Raw genomic sequence first — 12,978 nt, 5'->3', positions numbered from 1 at the left:
AACCGGACGGAATCTGGGGAGTGCGCACGTGGGTGCTGAGGTGGGTACGGCGTACGTCGAGCAACCGAAATCGGAGAGAGACCGGCTCATGAGCCGAGTCGTGGATCGCGACAACATGCAGCTCGCTTACAGCCGAGTCATGAAGAATCGCGGCGCACCCGGCATTGACGGAATGCGCTGTGAAGACCTCAAGACGTGGCTCAAAGTGAACTGGTCGCAAGTAAAGAAGTCGTTACTGGATGGAACCTACCGCCCCCAAGCGGTACGTCGGGTGGACATACCCAAGCCGCAAGGCGGGGTACGCACGCTCGGAGTGCCCACGGTGGTGGACAGGCTGATTCAGCAGGCGCTACATCAGGCGATGCAACCCCTGTTTGAACCTACCTTCTCGCAAAGCAGCTACGGCTTCAGACCGGGGAAAAGTGCGAAGCAGGCGGTAAGCAAAGCGGCAGAGTACATCCGTGGCGGCAAGCGCTGGGTGGTGGACATGGACCTGGAGAAATTCTTCGACCGTGTCAACCACGACGTGCTGATGGCGCGGGTGGCACGCCAGGTACAGGACAAAACCGTCCTGAGCCTGATACGCAGGTTTCTGGAGGCCGGGATGATGGCCAACGGGGTAGAGACACCACGGTACGAGGGTACACCGCAAGGCGGCCCCCTGTCACCACTACTGTCCAACATCCTGTTGACTGATTTAGACCGGGAGCTAGAGGCACGCAAGCTGCTGTTTTGCAGGTATGCGGATGACTGCAACATCTACGTGAGCAGTCAGCGGGCGGGCCAACGCATCATGGAGGGCATAAAGAGGTTTCTTGCAAACCGGCTCAAGCTCACTGTGAACGAGACCAAAAGTGCGGTTGAGCGGCCATGGAAACGCAAGTTTCTGGGATACAGCGTGACAGCACAACGAGCCAGCAAAATCCGAATAGCCAAGGAAAGCACGCAACGCCTGATGCACGCCGTGCGCACATACTGTGCACAGGGACGGGGCAGGCCACTGCCCCAGACCATCGAAAAGCTAAATCCGGTTTTACGGGGATGGATGAACTACTTCAGCCTGACCCAGAGCCACAAGCCCATCGAAGCACTGGATATGTGGGTACGTAGACGGCTACGCGCCCTGATGTGGAGGCAATGGAAAAGGACAAAGACGCGGGAATCCAAAATGCTCGCACTCGGGCTCGATGCCCAGCGGGCATGGAAGTCCAGCGTCAATGGCCATGGTCCATGGTGGAACGCCGGTGCCAAACACCTGCGCCAAGCTCTCCCGACGAAATACTTCACGCAACTCGGGCTGGTCTCGCTGGTGGCAACCCACCAGCACCTCCAGCGTCCTACTTGAACCGCCGTATGCGGAACCGCACGTACGGTGGTGTGAGAGGGCTGAGGGGGTAACCCCTCACCCTACTCGATTCTGACTGTTGCTTTATCAATGCGCTCCGGCGGCTGCCTCGGAGGCCCCTGCACCGCTACGGGCCGGGCGTGAGAGCCATACCAGCGGGATCAGCAACACGAAGATCACGGCCGATGCGTAAAACACGTCGTTTGCAGCCAGCGTTGCTGCTTGCTGATCGATCATGCGGTTGATCTGGCTGAAGGCTTGCTCTGCACTCAGGCCCGCAGCGTTCAGGCCTGCCAGGGCACTGTTCGAGGCGGTGCTGCCCCGGTTGATCATCTCGGTGAGCTGCGCGTGGTGCAGTGCGGTACGGTCCTGCCACACGGTGACCGAGATCGACGTACCGAAAGAACCGAACAGCACCCGGCAGAAGCTGCTCAGGCCCGAGGCGGATGCAATCTTGTCACCCGGCAATCCACCCAGAATGATGCTGGTGAGCGGAATGAAAAACAGCGCCAGCGCAATGCCCTGGATCAGCGTCGGAATCATCATCGTGTTGAAGTCCGACAGCGTGCTGAAATGCGAGCGCATCCAGAGCACCAGTGCAAACACCAGAAAGGCCACGGTAGCCAGGCGGCGGGTATCGAACTTGGCGATATTCTTGCCGATGATGGGGGACAAAATGATCGCAAACAGACCTACCGGTGCCATCAGCATGCCGGCCTGGGTAGCCGTATAGCCCATAAAGCTTTGCAGCCACAACGGCAGCAACACGATGTTGCCCATGAACAGCCCGTAGGCAATCGACATGGCCACCGTGCCGGTCAGGAAGTTGCGCACCTTGAAGAGCTTCAAGTCCACCACCGGGTGGTCATCGGTCAGTTCCCAGGCAATCAAAAAGGCAAACGCAATCACCGACACCACGGTCATGATGATGATCTCTTCTGAGTGGAACCAGTCCAGCTCCTTGCCGCGGTCCAACATGAGCTGGATGGCGGTCACACCAATCACCAGCAGTGCCAAACCGACCGTGTCTATCGGCAGCTTGCGGGTAGGCGTCTCGCGCTTGTGAAAGATGGTCCAAGTGATGAAGCCTGCAATGAAACCGATGGGCACGTTGATGAAAAAGATCCATCCCCAATGCGCGTTGTCCGTGATCCAGCCGCCCAACAGTGGACCCATCACAGGGGCTACGAGCGTGGTCATGGCCCAGAGTGCCATGGCGAGACCCGCGAGGGCCGGCGGGTAGCTGGAGAGCAGCAGGGTCTGCGCCAGCGGCATCATGGGGCCCGCAACAAAGCCCTGCAACGCGCGGGCACCGATTAGGAAGGGCATGTTAGGGGCAATGCCGCACAACCAGCTGGAGAGCACAAACAGCAGCACGCTGGTAACGAACAGCCGCACCTGGCCGAAGCGCTGGGACAACCAGCCCGTCAGGGGCAGGGCAATGGCGTTGGCCACACCGAAGCTGGTGATGACCCAGGTGCCCTGGTTAGAGCTGACACCGAGATCGCCGGCAATGGCGGGCAGAGACACGTTGGCAATCGACGAGTCCAGCACGTTCATGAACGTGGCGGCTGACAAGGCAATCGTGCCCCACAGACGCGCCGATCCCTGCAAGGGGGCCGGCGCAGCGTAGGCGGGAGCGCTCATAGGTCTTTACACACCTGAGGCGGTTTTGGCAGTCGCGTGGGCATTGGTTTTGGCACCGCGGCCGAGGTTGGCAGCGATCACCTTGCGCACTTCGTCGCTAGCCTGCTGGTCGAGCACGGTGTACACATCGGTTTGGGTCGCAGAAGCCGTGCGCGGTGCATCGGCCAATGACTTGCCGCTTTGGTCTGTCACGTCCACTGTGGCTTCCATGGACAGGCCCACGCGCAACGGGTTCTGGGCCAGTTGCTCAGCATCCAGCGCTACCCGCACCGGCACGCGCTGCACGACCTTGATCCAGTTGCCGGTGGCGTTCTGGGCGGGCAGCAGCGAGAAGGCCGCACCGGTGCCGGCACCCAAGCCAGCTACCGTGCCGTTGTATTCCATCTTTTTGCCGTAGAGATCAGCGGTGAGCTTGACCGGCTGGCCGATGCGGATGTTGCGCAGCTGCACTTCCTTGAAGTTGGCATCCACCCAGAGTTGGTTGAGCGGGATGATGGCCATCAGCGGGGCACCGGCGGCGACGCGCTGGCCCAGCTGCACGGTGCGCTTGGCTACGTAGCCGTCCACGGGCGCGGGCAGCTCAGCGCGGTGCAGCGCCAGAAAGGCCTCGCGCACTTTGGCGGATGCGGCAACCACGCTGGGGTGACCTTCTACATTGGTGCCTTCGGTCAGAGTCTGGTTGCTGGAGAGCTGCTCACGCGCAGCAGCCACACCCGCCTGGGCGGCGGACAGTGCGTTCTGCGCGGTGGTGAGTTGTGACTTGGCGTGGTTGAGTTCTTCCTTGGACACTGCACCGTTGCCTGCCAGTGCCTGGCGGCGGTTCAGGTCGTCGGTCGCACGGGCAATGTCCGTTTGCGCGCGGGCGATGTCGGACTCACGTAGCGTGACCTGGGCGGACAGCGTGCCGTTGTTGGCATACAGGGTGCGGACTTGACGCACCGCTTGCGCCAGGTTGGCCTCGGCTTGGTCCAGCGCGACTTTGGCATCGGCCGGGTCCAGCTTCACCAGCGCCTGGCCGGCTTTCACGAAGTCGGTGTCGTCGGCCAGGATGGCGGTGACGGTGCCGCCCACTTGGGGGGTGATCTGGATCACGTTGCCCTGTACATAAGCGTTGTCGGTTTCTTCGGAATGGCGCGCGCCGTAGTATTCAAAACCGCCATAGGCCAAGCCCAGCAGTACGACGATGGAGAGAACAGTCAGGGCTTTTTTGCGAGCGGGATTGCCGGATGGAGCAACGGTAGGGGTAACAGTGGAGGTGGAAGAAGTGCTCATGGTGTTTCTTTCAATCTGGTTCAGTGCGAGTTAGGTGGGGCCGTGGTCAATGCTTAGCGGACTACGGTGTCGCTCGTCGGTGCGGCGGCCGAGGTGGTGTCGGTGTCGGTAAAGCCGCCACCCAGTGCGCGGATCAGCTGGATCTGGGTGTCTACGCTGCGGGCCGCCAGGTCTACGGCCAACTTGCGCTGGGCCAGCACGGCGGTCTCGGCGTTGAGCACGTTCAGGTAGTTGCCCAAGCCTGCCTCGTAGCGTTGCACGGCAATGGCGTAGGCGCTTTCGGCGGATCGCTGCGCGGCTTTTTGTTCGGCCTGCTGGCGTTCAATCGATTGGGTGGATGCCAGCTGGTCGGCAACATCGCGCACGGCGTCCGCCACAGCGGCGTTGTAGGTCTCAATGGCGGCATCTAGATCCGCAGCCTTGCCTTTGAGGTTGGCGCGCAGGCGGCCACCTTCAAACAGTGGCAGGCGGATGGCCGGACCCACGCCCCATTGGGCGCTGCTGCTTTGCACCAGCTTGTCAAAGCCTATGCTTGAGAAGCCGGCAAACGCGGTCAGGTTGATGTTGGGGTAGAACAGGGTTTTGGCGTTGTCCACATCGCGGGTCGCAGCTTCGACGCGCCAGCGGGCGGCGACCACGTCGGCACGCCGGCCCAACAAGTCCATGGGCACGGCTTGTACCTTGGTTTGTGCAGCTGCTACGGAATTGATAGCTGCCGGCGCACGGTTGGTGAGCGCCAAGCCTCCATTTTGTTGTCCGGTCAAGGCGGCGAGGGCGTTGGTGAGCAGGGCTTCCTGCTCTTTGAGGGCCTCGATCTGGAAGCGGGCATCGGGCAGGGCGCTCTCGCTTTGTTGGAGCTCGAGTTGGGTGTCCAGGCCGGCTTGCAGGCGGTCTTTCACGAGTTGTTGGGTTTGCTGGCGCTGGGCGAGGGTGCGCTGAGCAACTTCAAGCTGGCCCTGCACCCGCAGCCACTGGAAGTAGCTGCGTGCCACATTGCTGGCCAGCATCATGCGGGCGGCCTGGGCGTCGGCTTGAGCAGCGCGGCTTTGGCCCATCGCGGCATCCAGCGCAGCGCGGTTCTTGCCGAACAGGTCCAGCTCCCAGCTGCCAGTGGCTTGCAGCGTGGCAATCTCGCGCTCGCTGCCGGCGATCGGCGCGGGCACCAGGCCGTTGCGGGTGTAGAGCTGGTGGGTGGCATCCAGCCCGGCGTTCAATTGCGGCGCGCTGGCGGCATTGGCGTTATCGATTCCTGCTTGCACGCGCTGCACACGTGCCTGGGCCACGCGCAGGTTGGGGTTGTTGGCCAGGGCTTGGGCGACCAGCTGGTTGAGTTGCTTATCGCCGTAGGCTTTCCACCACTGGCTGTCCAGCGCCACGCTGTCCGCAGGAATGGCTTGGGTGGACAAGCCGGCTTGCTGCGCAGCAACCGGCTTGGCCTGGGAAAAGATGCCCGAGAAGTTGGCACACGCGCTCAAAGACGCAATGGCCACCGCGCTGAGCGCAAAACGGCTCCAGCGCAGTGCTTGTGAAGTGGAGAAGATGGTGTCTTGCATGGGGTGCTTAGCGGTCGGTAGAGGGGGTGTCGGCAGCGGCGTTGTTGGCTGCCTTGATGCGTTGGGCGTTATCCAGAATGCGGCGCAGGTAGCCCTTGAGGTTCTCGAACTCTTCAGTGCTGAAACCTTCGAGGTGGGTGTTTTGCACCTCGCACAGCACCTTGGGGATGTCGGCTGCGGCTTGCGTGCCGGCAGGGGTGAGCTGGATGTTGACCACCCGGCGGTCTTGCTCGGAGCGCACGCGCTGGACCAGGCCTTTGGCCTCCATGCGGTCCAGCAGGCGGGTGGTGGCGCCGTTGTCGAGCTCGCAGGCGCGGGCTAGTTCGGCCACTGTCGAGGCCTGCTTGTTGTAAAGCTTGAAGAGCGGAATCCACTGCGCGTTGGTCAGGTCGGTGTGGGCGAGCTGATGCTCCACCGACTGGGCCACGTGCGAGAGGATGCTGCGCATCAGGTAACCGACGCTGTCTTCCGGCCGGTAACTGTCGGGGCGGTAAAACGAAGGGGCAATGTGTTGCATAGCCCGAATATTAGTTGCCTAAGCAAATATTGTCAAGGCTGATATTGCATGGGCAATGGAATGGGATCGAGTAGGGTGAGGGGTTACCCCCTCAGCCCTCTCACACCACCGTACGTGCGGTTCCGCATACGGCGGTTCAAGTAGGACGCTGGAGGTGCTGGTGGGTTGCCACCAGCGAGACCAGCCCGAGTTGCGTGAAGTATTTCGTCGGGAGAGCTTGGCGCAGGTGTTTGGCACCGGCGTTCCACCATGGACCATGGCCATTGACGCTGGACTTCCATGCCCGCTGGGCATCGAGCCCGAGTGCGAGCATTTTGGATTCCCGCGTCTTTGTCCTTTTCCATTGCCTCCACATCAGGGCGCGTAGCCGTCTACGTACCCACATATCCAGTGCTTCGATGGGCTTGTGGCTCTGGGTCAGGCTGAAGTAGTTCATCCATCCCCGTAAAACCGGATTTAGCTTTTCGATGGTCTGGGGCAGTGGCCTGCCCCGTCCCTGTGCACAGTATGTGCGCACGGCGTGCATCAGGCGTTGCGTGCTTTCCTTGGCTATTCGGATTTTGCTGGCTCGTTGTGCTGTCACGCTGTATCCCAGAAACTTGCGTTTCCATGGCCGCTCAACCGCACTTTTGGTCTCGTTCACAGTGAGCTTGAGCCGGTTTGCAAGAAACCTCTTTATGCCCTCCATGATGCGTTGGCCCGCCCGCTGACTGCTCACGTAGATGTTGCAGTCATCCGCATACCTGCAAAACAGCAGCTTGCGTGCCTCTAGCTCCCGGTCTAAATCAGTCAACAGGATGTTGGACAGTAGTGGTGACAGGGGGCCGCCTTGCGGTGTACCCTCGTACCGTGGTGTCTCTACCCCGTTGGCCATCATCCCGGCCTCCAGAAACCTGCGTATCAGGCTCAGGACGGTTTTGTCCTGTACCTGGCGTGCCACCCGCGCCATCAGCACGTCGTGGTTGACACGGTCGAAGAATTTCTCCAGGTCCATGTCCACCACCCAGCGCTTGCCGCCACGGATGTACTCTGCCGCTTTGCTTACCGCCTGCTTCGCACTTTTCCCCGGTCTGAAGCCGTAGCTGCTTTGCGAGAAGGTAGGTTCAAACAGGGGTTGCATCGCCTGATGTAGCGCCTGCTGAATCAGCCTGTCCACCACCGTGGGCACTCCGAGCGTGCGTACCCCGCCTTGCGGCTTGGGTATGTCCACCCGACGTACCGCTTGGGGGCGGTAGGTTCCATCCAGTAACGACTTCTTTACTTGCGACCAGTTCACTTTGAGCCACGTCTTGAGGTCTTCACAGCGCATTCCGTCAATGCCGGGTGCGCCGCGATTCTTCATGACTCGGCTGTAAGCGAGCTGCATGTTGTCGCGATCCACGACTCGGCTCATGAGCCGGTCTCTCTCCGATTTCGGTTGCTCGACGTACGCCGTACCCACCTCAGCACCCACGTGCGCACTCCCCAGATTCCGTCCGGTTCCTTCGCTGTGGGCCCCTCTTGCGAGGGCTTCTGCTTCATCGATTGGCATCGAGTGACTTCGTTCCTACTCTCGTTTCCACTTGTTCGGGCCTTCGGTGCCGCCTCTTGTGGCTCATCACCTTGGGTTGCACCTACTATGCCCTCTGCTGACTTCTGAGCGAGCCTCCCGTCACCTTTCGATGGCCGGTAGCCCTTACGGGCACCACACTCAGATCTCTCCGGGTATTACGCACCCACTTTCACGCTTATGTCCGTCGGATCTACGCCACAGAGTTCCGTGCAAGTTTTGGGCTTCAGAGATTTCGGACTCCTTACCCCCCTGTGGCGCCTCATATCCGCTTCCTGTTCGTCGAACCAGCGCTTTGCCATCCGGCTTCCTTCAGACTCGCAGTCGCCCGCGAAGCCCTTGCCATTGGCTAACCCTTCCCCTTGCAGGGCGAGTAGAGGTCTTTCACCTCCTAGTGAGAGCGTCCTGCCGGACGCACCGAAAAAAAAGCCGGCCCAAGCCGGCTTTCCAGGCATGCGGGTGCAGGCTTATTTCAGGATGTCGCCCAAGCAGAGGTACTTGACCTCGATGTAGTCATCCATGCCGAAGTGCGAGCCCTCGCGGCCGAGGCCCGATTGTTTGACACCGCCGAACGGCACGTGCTCGGTCGCCAGAATGCCTACGTTCACGCCCACCATGCCGTACTCCAGCGCCTCGCCTACGCGGTAGATGCGGCCGATGTCGCGGCTGTAGAAGTAGCTGGCCAGGCCGAATTCGGTGGCGTTGGCTGCGTCAATGGCTTCTTGCTCGGATTGAAATTTGAACACCGGGGCAAAGGGGCCGAAGGTTTCTTCGCGGGCGCAAAGCATGTCAGCAGTAGCGCCGGAGACCACGGTAGGCTCGAAGAACTGGCCTTGCAGGGCGTTACCGCCGGTTTCCACTTTGCCGCCTTTGGCCACTGCGTCTGCTACGTGGCGTTTGACCTTCTCGATGGCGGCATCCTCGATCAGCGGGCCTTGCACCACGCCATCTTCAAAGCCGTTGCCGACCTTCATGGCCTTTACTTTGGCGCTGAACTTGGCCACGAACTGGTCGTACACGCCGGCCTGCACATAGAAGCGGTTGGCGCACACGCAGGTCTGGCCGGCGTTGCGGTACTTGCTGGCCAGAGCGCCTTCGACCGCAGAGTCCACATCGGCGTCGTCGAACACGATGAAGGGCGCATTACCACCCAACTCCAGCGACAGCTTTTTGACCGTGGGCGCGCTTTGCGCCATCAGGATGCGGCCCACTTCGGTGGAACCGGTGAAGCTCAGATGGCGCACCACGTCGCTGGCGCAAATGACCTTGCCCACGGCAATGGACTGATCGCTGTCGGCGGTGATCATGTTGAGCACACCGGCCGGAATGCCGGCGCGGATGGCCAACTCGGCGGCTGCCAGCGCAGTCAGCGGGGTGAGTTCCGCGGGCTTGATGATGACCGGGCAACCGGCAGCCAAGGCGGGCGCCACCTTGCGGGTGATCATGGCCAGTGGGAAGTTCCAAGGCGTGATGGCTGCACACACGCCGATGGGCTGCTTGATGACCATGAGGCGGCGGTTGTTGTCGAACTGGGGCAGGGTCTCGCCGTTGACGCGCTTGGCTTCTTCGGCGAACCATTCCACAAAGCTGGCGCCATAGGCAATCTCGCCCTTGGCCTCGGCAAATGGCTTGCCTTGCTCGGCGGTCATGATGCGGGCCAGGTCTTCCTGGTTGGCCATCAGCAAATCAAACCACTTGCGCAGGATGATGCTGCGCTCTTTGGCGGTCTTGCTTTTCCAGGCGGGCCAGGCGGCGTTGGCAGCGGCGATGGCGGCTTCCGCGTCTGCGGCACCGAGGTTGGCCACATCGGCCAAGTGCTGGCCGTTGGACGGATCGGTCACCGCAAAGCGGCTGGCGCCAGTCACCCACTGGCCATTGATGAGTGCGTCTGTCTGGAGCAGGCTGGGGTCTTTCAAGAGGGAAAGCGGCGATGTGGACATGGTGTCTCCTCAATATACAAACAAAACTGGCTGCCAGCGCCCGTGGAATATGCGCAAGCAGCTATGAAAAACGTAGCAAATTCAGGTGTGTAGCCGGCCGTCAGCGCACCGGCACCCCGGGCAGCACACACAGCATCTCGTACAACAGGTTGGCCCCTAGCAAGGCGGTATTGCCCGTGGTGTCGTAGGGCGGTGATACCTCCACCAAGTCTGCCCCAACGATATTAAGCCCACGGCAACCCCGGATGATCTCTAGCGCCTGCGGCACGGTCAGTCCACCGATTTCAGGCGTCCCGGTACCGCCGGCGTAGGCAGGGTCAATACCGTCAATGTCAAAGCTCAGGTAGCAGGGGGTGTTGCCCACCCGCTGGCGCACCTGCTCCATCACGGGGGCCAAGGACTGGTGCCACACCTCGTGGGCGGGTACCAGCGTAAAGCCTTGGCGGCGCGGCCAATCGAAATCATCGGCCGCGTAGCCGGTGCCGCGCAACCCGATCTGGGTGACCTTGCTGCAATCGAGCAGGCCCTCTTCCACAGCGCGGCGGAAGGGAGTGCCGTGCGCAATGCGCTCGCCGAACATGTCTTCATTCACGTCGGCATGCGCATCCACATGCACCATCGCCACCGGGCCGTGTTGGGCGGCCATGGCCCGCAGAATGGGTAGTGCAATGGTGTGGTCACCGCCCAGAGTAAGCGGTATGCAGCCGTGGCCCAGCACCTCGGCGTAATAGGCGGTGATGATGTCGACAGACTTCAACAACGAGTAGGTGTTGATGGGCACATCGCCCAGATCAGCCACTTGCAGGGCATCAAACGGCGCAGCACCGGTGGCCATGTTGTAGGGGCGCAGCAGGCAGGATTCCGCGCGGATCTGGCGGGGGCCGAAACGCGCACCCGGGCGGTGGCTGGTACCTATGTCCAGCGGCACACCGATGAAAGCAGCATCCAGCCCCTGGGCGGATGTGGCGACCGGCAGGCGCATCATGCTGGCGATGCCGCCGAAGCGCGGCATGGCATTGCCGGAGAGAGGTTGGTTCAAATCCATAGGGGAGCGGGGTTCAGGGTCAGGCTTTGCGGCCGCGCAGCCACTCCAGCACCAGCAACATGGTGGTGGTGAACAGGATCAACAAGGTGGCCACCGCTGCAATCGTGGGCGAGATGTTTTCGCGGATGCCGGTGAACATCTGGCGCGGCAGGGTGGTCTGCTCGGCGCCAGCCAAGAACAGGGTCACCACCACTTCGTCAAACGAGGTGGCAAAGGCGAACAGCGCACCCGAAATCACACCCGGGGCAATCACCGGCAGGGTGACCCGCATGAAGGTGTTGAACGGTGTCTCGCCAAGGCTCAGCGAGGCGCGCACCAGGTTGTGGTTGAAGTTGGCCAGGGTGGCGAGCACGGTGGTCAGCACAAAGGGGGCGCCCATGGCAGCGTGCACGGCAATCAGGCCCACATAGCTGTCGCTCAGACCCAAGGGGGCGAAATACAGGTAGGTGGCTACGCCGATCACGATCACCGGCACCACCATGGGGGCGATCAGGAATGCCATCAGCAGGCCCTTGAAACGAAATTCGGTGCGGGTCAGGCCCACGGCAGCCAAGGTGCCCAAGACCGTCGCAATCACCGTAGCGGCGGGCGCCACGATGAAGCTGTTGCGCATGGCGTTAGACCACTCGGGCGCGGTGAACAAGTGGCTGTACCACTTGGTCGACCAGCCGGGGATGGGGTAGGTCAGGAATGAGCTGCTGGAAAACGACAGCGGAATGATGGCCAGGATGGGCGCAAGCAAGTAGCCCAGCACCAGCACACACACAATTCGCAACAGCCACCAACCGGCCTTGTCGGCCAGCGTGAAGTAGAGGGGAAATTCGGGCAGTTTGAACATGGGTGTCTTTCTTATGCCAAAGCCAGGTCGGATTTCCCGATGCGGCGGTACACGCCATAGAGCACCAGTGTGGTGGCCAGCAGCAGGGCACCCAAGGCGCAGGCCATGCCCCAGTTGACTTCAACGTTGGTGTAGCGGGCGATGTAGTAGCTCAGCATCTGGTCATCTGCACCACCCAGCAGCGCCGGCGTGATGTAGTAGCCAATGGCCAGAATGAACACCAGCAGTGCGCCGGCACCCACACCGGGAAAGGTTTGCGGCACATAAACCCGCACAAATGCAGCCAGCGGAGCACTGCCCAGCGACACAGCAGCACGCACATAGGTGGGTGGCACGCTCTTCATCACGCTGTATAGCGGCAAAATCATGAAGGGCAGCAGGATGTGCACCATGGAAATGATGACGCCGGTACGGTTGAACAGGAGCGCCAATGGTTCGCTGATCACACCGATGCCCAGCAGCGCACCGTTGACCAGACCTTCGGACTGCAGCAACACGATCCACGCCGCCACCCGAACAAGGATGGAGGTCCAGAAAGGCACCAGCACCAGAATCATCAGCACGTTGGCTTTGCGCTCCGGCAAGGTGGAGAGCCAGTAGGCCAGCGGGTATGCCAGCACCAGGCACAGCAGGGTCACGATAAAGCTGATCTGGAAGGTCCGTACCAGAATGCCGCTGTAAGCACGCTGCTCTTCGGGCATGCGTTCGATGTGGCCGTTGGCATCACGCTTCAGGTCCACCGAGGCCAGCAAGTAGTCGGGCGTCCAGCGAGAGCCGTTTTTGGCAATAGCCTGCCAGAACTCCGGCTCGGCCCAGCGGGCGTCTTTGTCCAGCAACTGCTGGCGGACGGATTCAGCATCACCTTCGATGGGCAGGGCCTTGTAGGCACCCATGATCAGCGAGCGTGCCCCGGGCGCTTCGGTGTTCAGGCGGCGCGCCAGAGCGCCGGCATCTGCTGTGTCCGGCAGGTGCGATAAATCTTGAACCAAGGCTGCGTAGGCCGCAGCTTGGGGTTGGGACGTGCGGTCCCAACCTGCCAAGGCTTCTACCGTGGTGGGCAGGGCCTTGGCGACTTCGGGGTTTTCCACCGCGCGCATCAGGAGCGCTGCAATGGGAACCAGCAGGGTCAGGAGCAAAAACACCAGCAAGGGCAGTGTCAGGCTGAATGCCCGCCATTTGCGGCGGGACTCCGCACGGGAGAGTGCCGCACGGAGATCGCCCGGGGGCTGGATGGCACTGGCTTGCATGGACATGGGTTCAGGCTCCTGACGG

General features: G+C 61.5%; 10 protein-coding genes. 1 reads left to right on the top strand and 9 read right to left on the bottom strand.

The window, feature by feature from the left end; translation table 11 throughout:
• Nucleotides 1-88 precede the first annotated feature (88 nt).
• Entirely contained in the window at nt 89-1,345 is a 1,257-nt protein-coding gene (gene ltrA / locus AEP_RS04865) for a group II intron reverse transcriptase/maturase (RefSeq protein WP_335583050.1), read from the top strand.
• Between the two features lie 87 nt (nt 1,346-1,432).
• Here the strand turns inward: ltrA (AEP_RS04865) and AEP_RS04860 are convergent, their stop codons facing one another.
• The 9 genes from AEP_RS04860 to AEP_RS04815 form a co-directional block, all read right to left on the bottom strand.
• A complete protein-coding gene (locus AEP_RS04860; protein WP_087494341.1) occupies nt 1,433-2,992 on the bottom strand; it encodes a DHA2 family efflux MFS transporter permease subunit in 1,560 nt (519 codons plus the stop codon).
• Nucleotides 2,993-2,998: 6 nt separating this feature from the next.
• Nucleotides 2,999-4,264, bottom strand: coding sequence for an HlyD family secretion protein (locus AEP_RS04855; protein ID WP_087494340.1), 1,266 nt, complete (start codon nt 4,262-4,264; stop codon nt 2,999-3,001).
• A gap of 53 nt (nt 4,265-4,317) precedes the next feature.
• The gene (locus AEP_RS04850; protein WP_087494339.1) at nt 4,318-5,817 is read right to left on the bottom strand and encodes an efflux transporter outer membrane subunit; all 1,500 of its coding nucleotides are present in this window, start codon (nt 5,815-5,817) and stop codon (nt 4,318-4,320) included.
• 7 nt (nt 5,818-5,824) lie between these two features.
• A complete protein-coding gene (locus AEP_RS04845) occupies nt 5,825-6,334 on the bottom strand; it encodes a MarR family winged helix-turn-helix transcriptional regulator (protein WP_232459930.1) in 510 nt (169 codons plus the stop codon).
• A gap of 136 nt (nt 6,335-6,470) precedes the next feature.
• Nucleotides 6,471-7,727: a group II intron reverse transcriptase/maturase gene (ltrA, locus tag AEP_RS04840; protein ID WP_335583050.1), complete on the bottom strand. Its 1,257-nt coding sequence runs from the start codon at nt 7,725-7,727 to the stop codon at nt 6,471-6,473.
• Between the two features lie 623 nt (nt 7,728-8,350).
• Complete coding sequence (locus tag AEP_RS04830) at nt 8,351-9,823, bottom strand: NAD-dependent succinate-semialdehyde dehydrogenase (RefSeq protein WP_087494337.1); 1,473 nt, start codon at nt 9,821-9,823, stop codon at nt 8,351-8,353.
• Nucleotides 9,824-9,923: 100 nt separating this feature from the next.
• Complete coding sequence (gene speB, locus AEP_RS04825) at nt 9,924-10,868, bottom strand: agmatinase (protein WP_087494336.1); 945 nt, start codon at nt 10,866-10,868, stop codon at nt 9,924-9,926.
• A 19-nt stretch (nt 10,869-10,887) separates the two neighbouring features.
• Nucleotides 10,888-11,706 carry an ABC transporter permease gene (locus AEP_RS04820; protein ID WP_087494335.1) on the bottom strand — a complete coding sequence of 273 codons (819 nt, stop codon included), beginning with the start codon at nt 11,704-11,706 and terminating at the stop codon, nt 10,888-10,890.
• An 11-nt stretch (nt 11,707-11,717) separates the two neighbouring features.
• Nucleotides 11,718-12,959, bottom strand: coding sequence for an ABC transporter permease (locus AEP_RS04815; protein WP_428984457.1), 1,242 nt, complete (start codon nt 12,957-12,959; stop codon nt 11,718-11,720).
• Nucleotides 12,960-12,978: the final 19 nt, after the last annotated feature.

Origin of the sequence: Curvibacter sp. AEP1-3 (assembly GCF_002163715.1) — a bacterium.
Lineage (GTDB): Bacteria > Pseudomonadota > Gammaproteobacteria > Burkholderiales > Burkholderiaceae_C > Allorhodoferax.
This window is presented reverse-complemented; position numbering and strand designations above follow the sequence as displayed.

What these genes read in the sequence shown, in the direction of transcription:
- AEP_RS04815 (WP_428984457.1), bottom strand. Translation starts at nt 12,959, where the DNA reads ATGTCCATGCAAGCCAGTGCCATCCAGCCCCCGGGCGATCTCCGTGCG.
- ltrA (WP_335583050.1), top strand. Translation starts at nt 89, where the DNA reads ATGAGCCGAGTCGTGGATCGCGACAACATGCAGCTCGCTTACAGCCGA.
- AEP_RS04855 (WP_087494340.1), bottom strand. Translation starts at nt 4,264, where the DNA reads ATGAGCACTTCTTCCACCTCCACTGTTACCCCTACCGTTGCTCCATCC.
- ltrA (WP_335583050.1), bottom strand. Translation starts at nt 7,727, where the DNA reads ATGAGCCGAGTCGTGGATCGCGACAACATGCAGCTCGCTTACAGCCGA.
- AEP_RS04845 (WP_232459930.1), bottom strand. Translation starts at nt 6,334, where the DNA reads ATGCAACACATTGCCCCTTCGTTTTACCGCCCCGACAGTTACCGGCCG.
- speB (WP_087494336.1), bottom strand. Translation starts at nt 10,868, where the DNA reads ATGGATTTGAACCAACCTCTCTCCGGCAATGCCATGCCGCGCTTCGGC.
- AEP_RS04860 (WP_087494341.1), bottom strand. Translation starts at nt 2,992, where the DNA reads ATGAGCGCTCCCGCCTACGCTGCGCCGGCCCCCTTGCAGGGATCGGCG.
- AEP_RS04820 (WP_087494335.1), bottom strand. Translation starts at nt 11,706, where the DNA reads ATGTTCAAACTGCCCGAATTTCCCCTCTACTTCACGCTGGCCGACAAG.
- AEP_RS04830 (WP_087494337.1), bottom strand. Translation starts at nt 9,823, where the DNA reads ATGTCCACATCGCCGCTTTCCCTCTTGAAAGACCCCAGCCTGCTCCAG.
- AEP_RS04850 (WP_087494339.1), bottom strand. Translation starts at nt 5,817, where the DNA reads ATGCAAGACACCATCTTCTCCACTTCACAAGCACTGCGCTGGAGCCGT.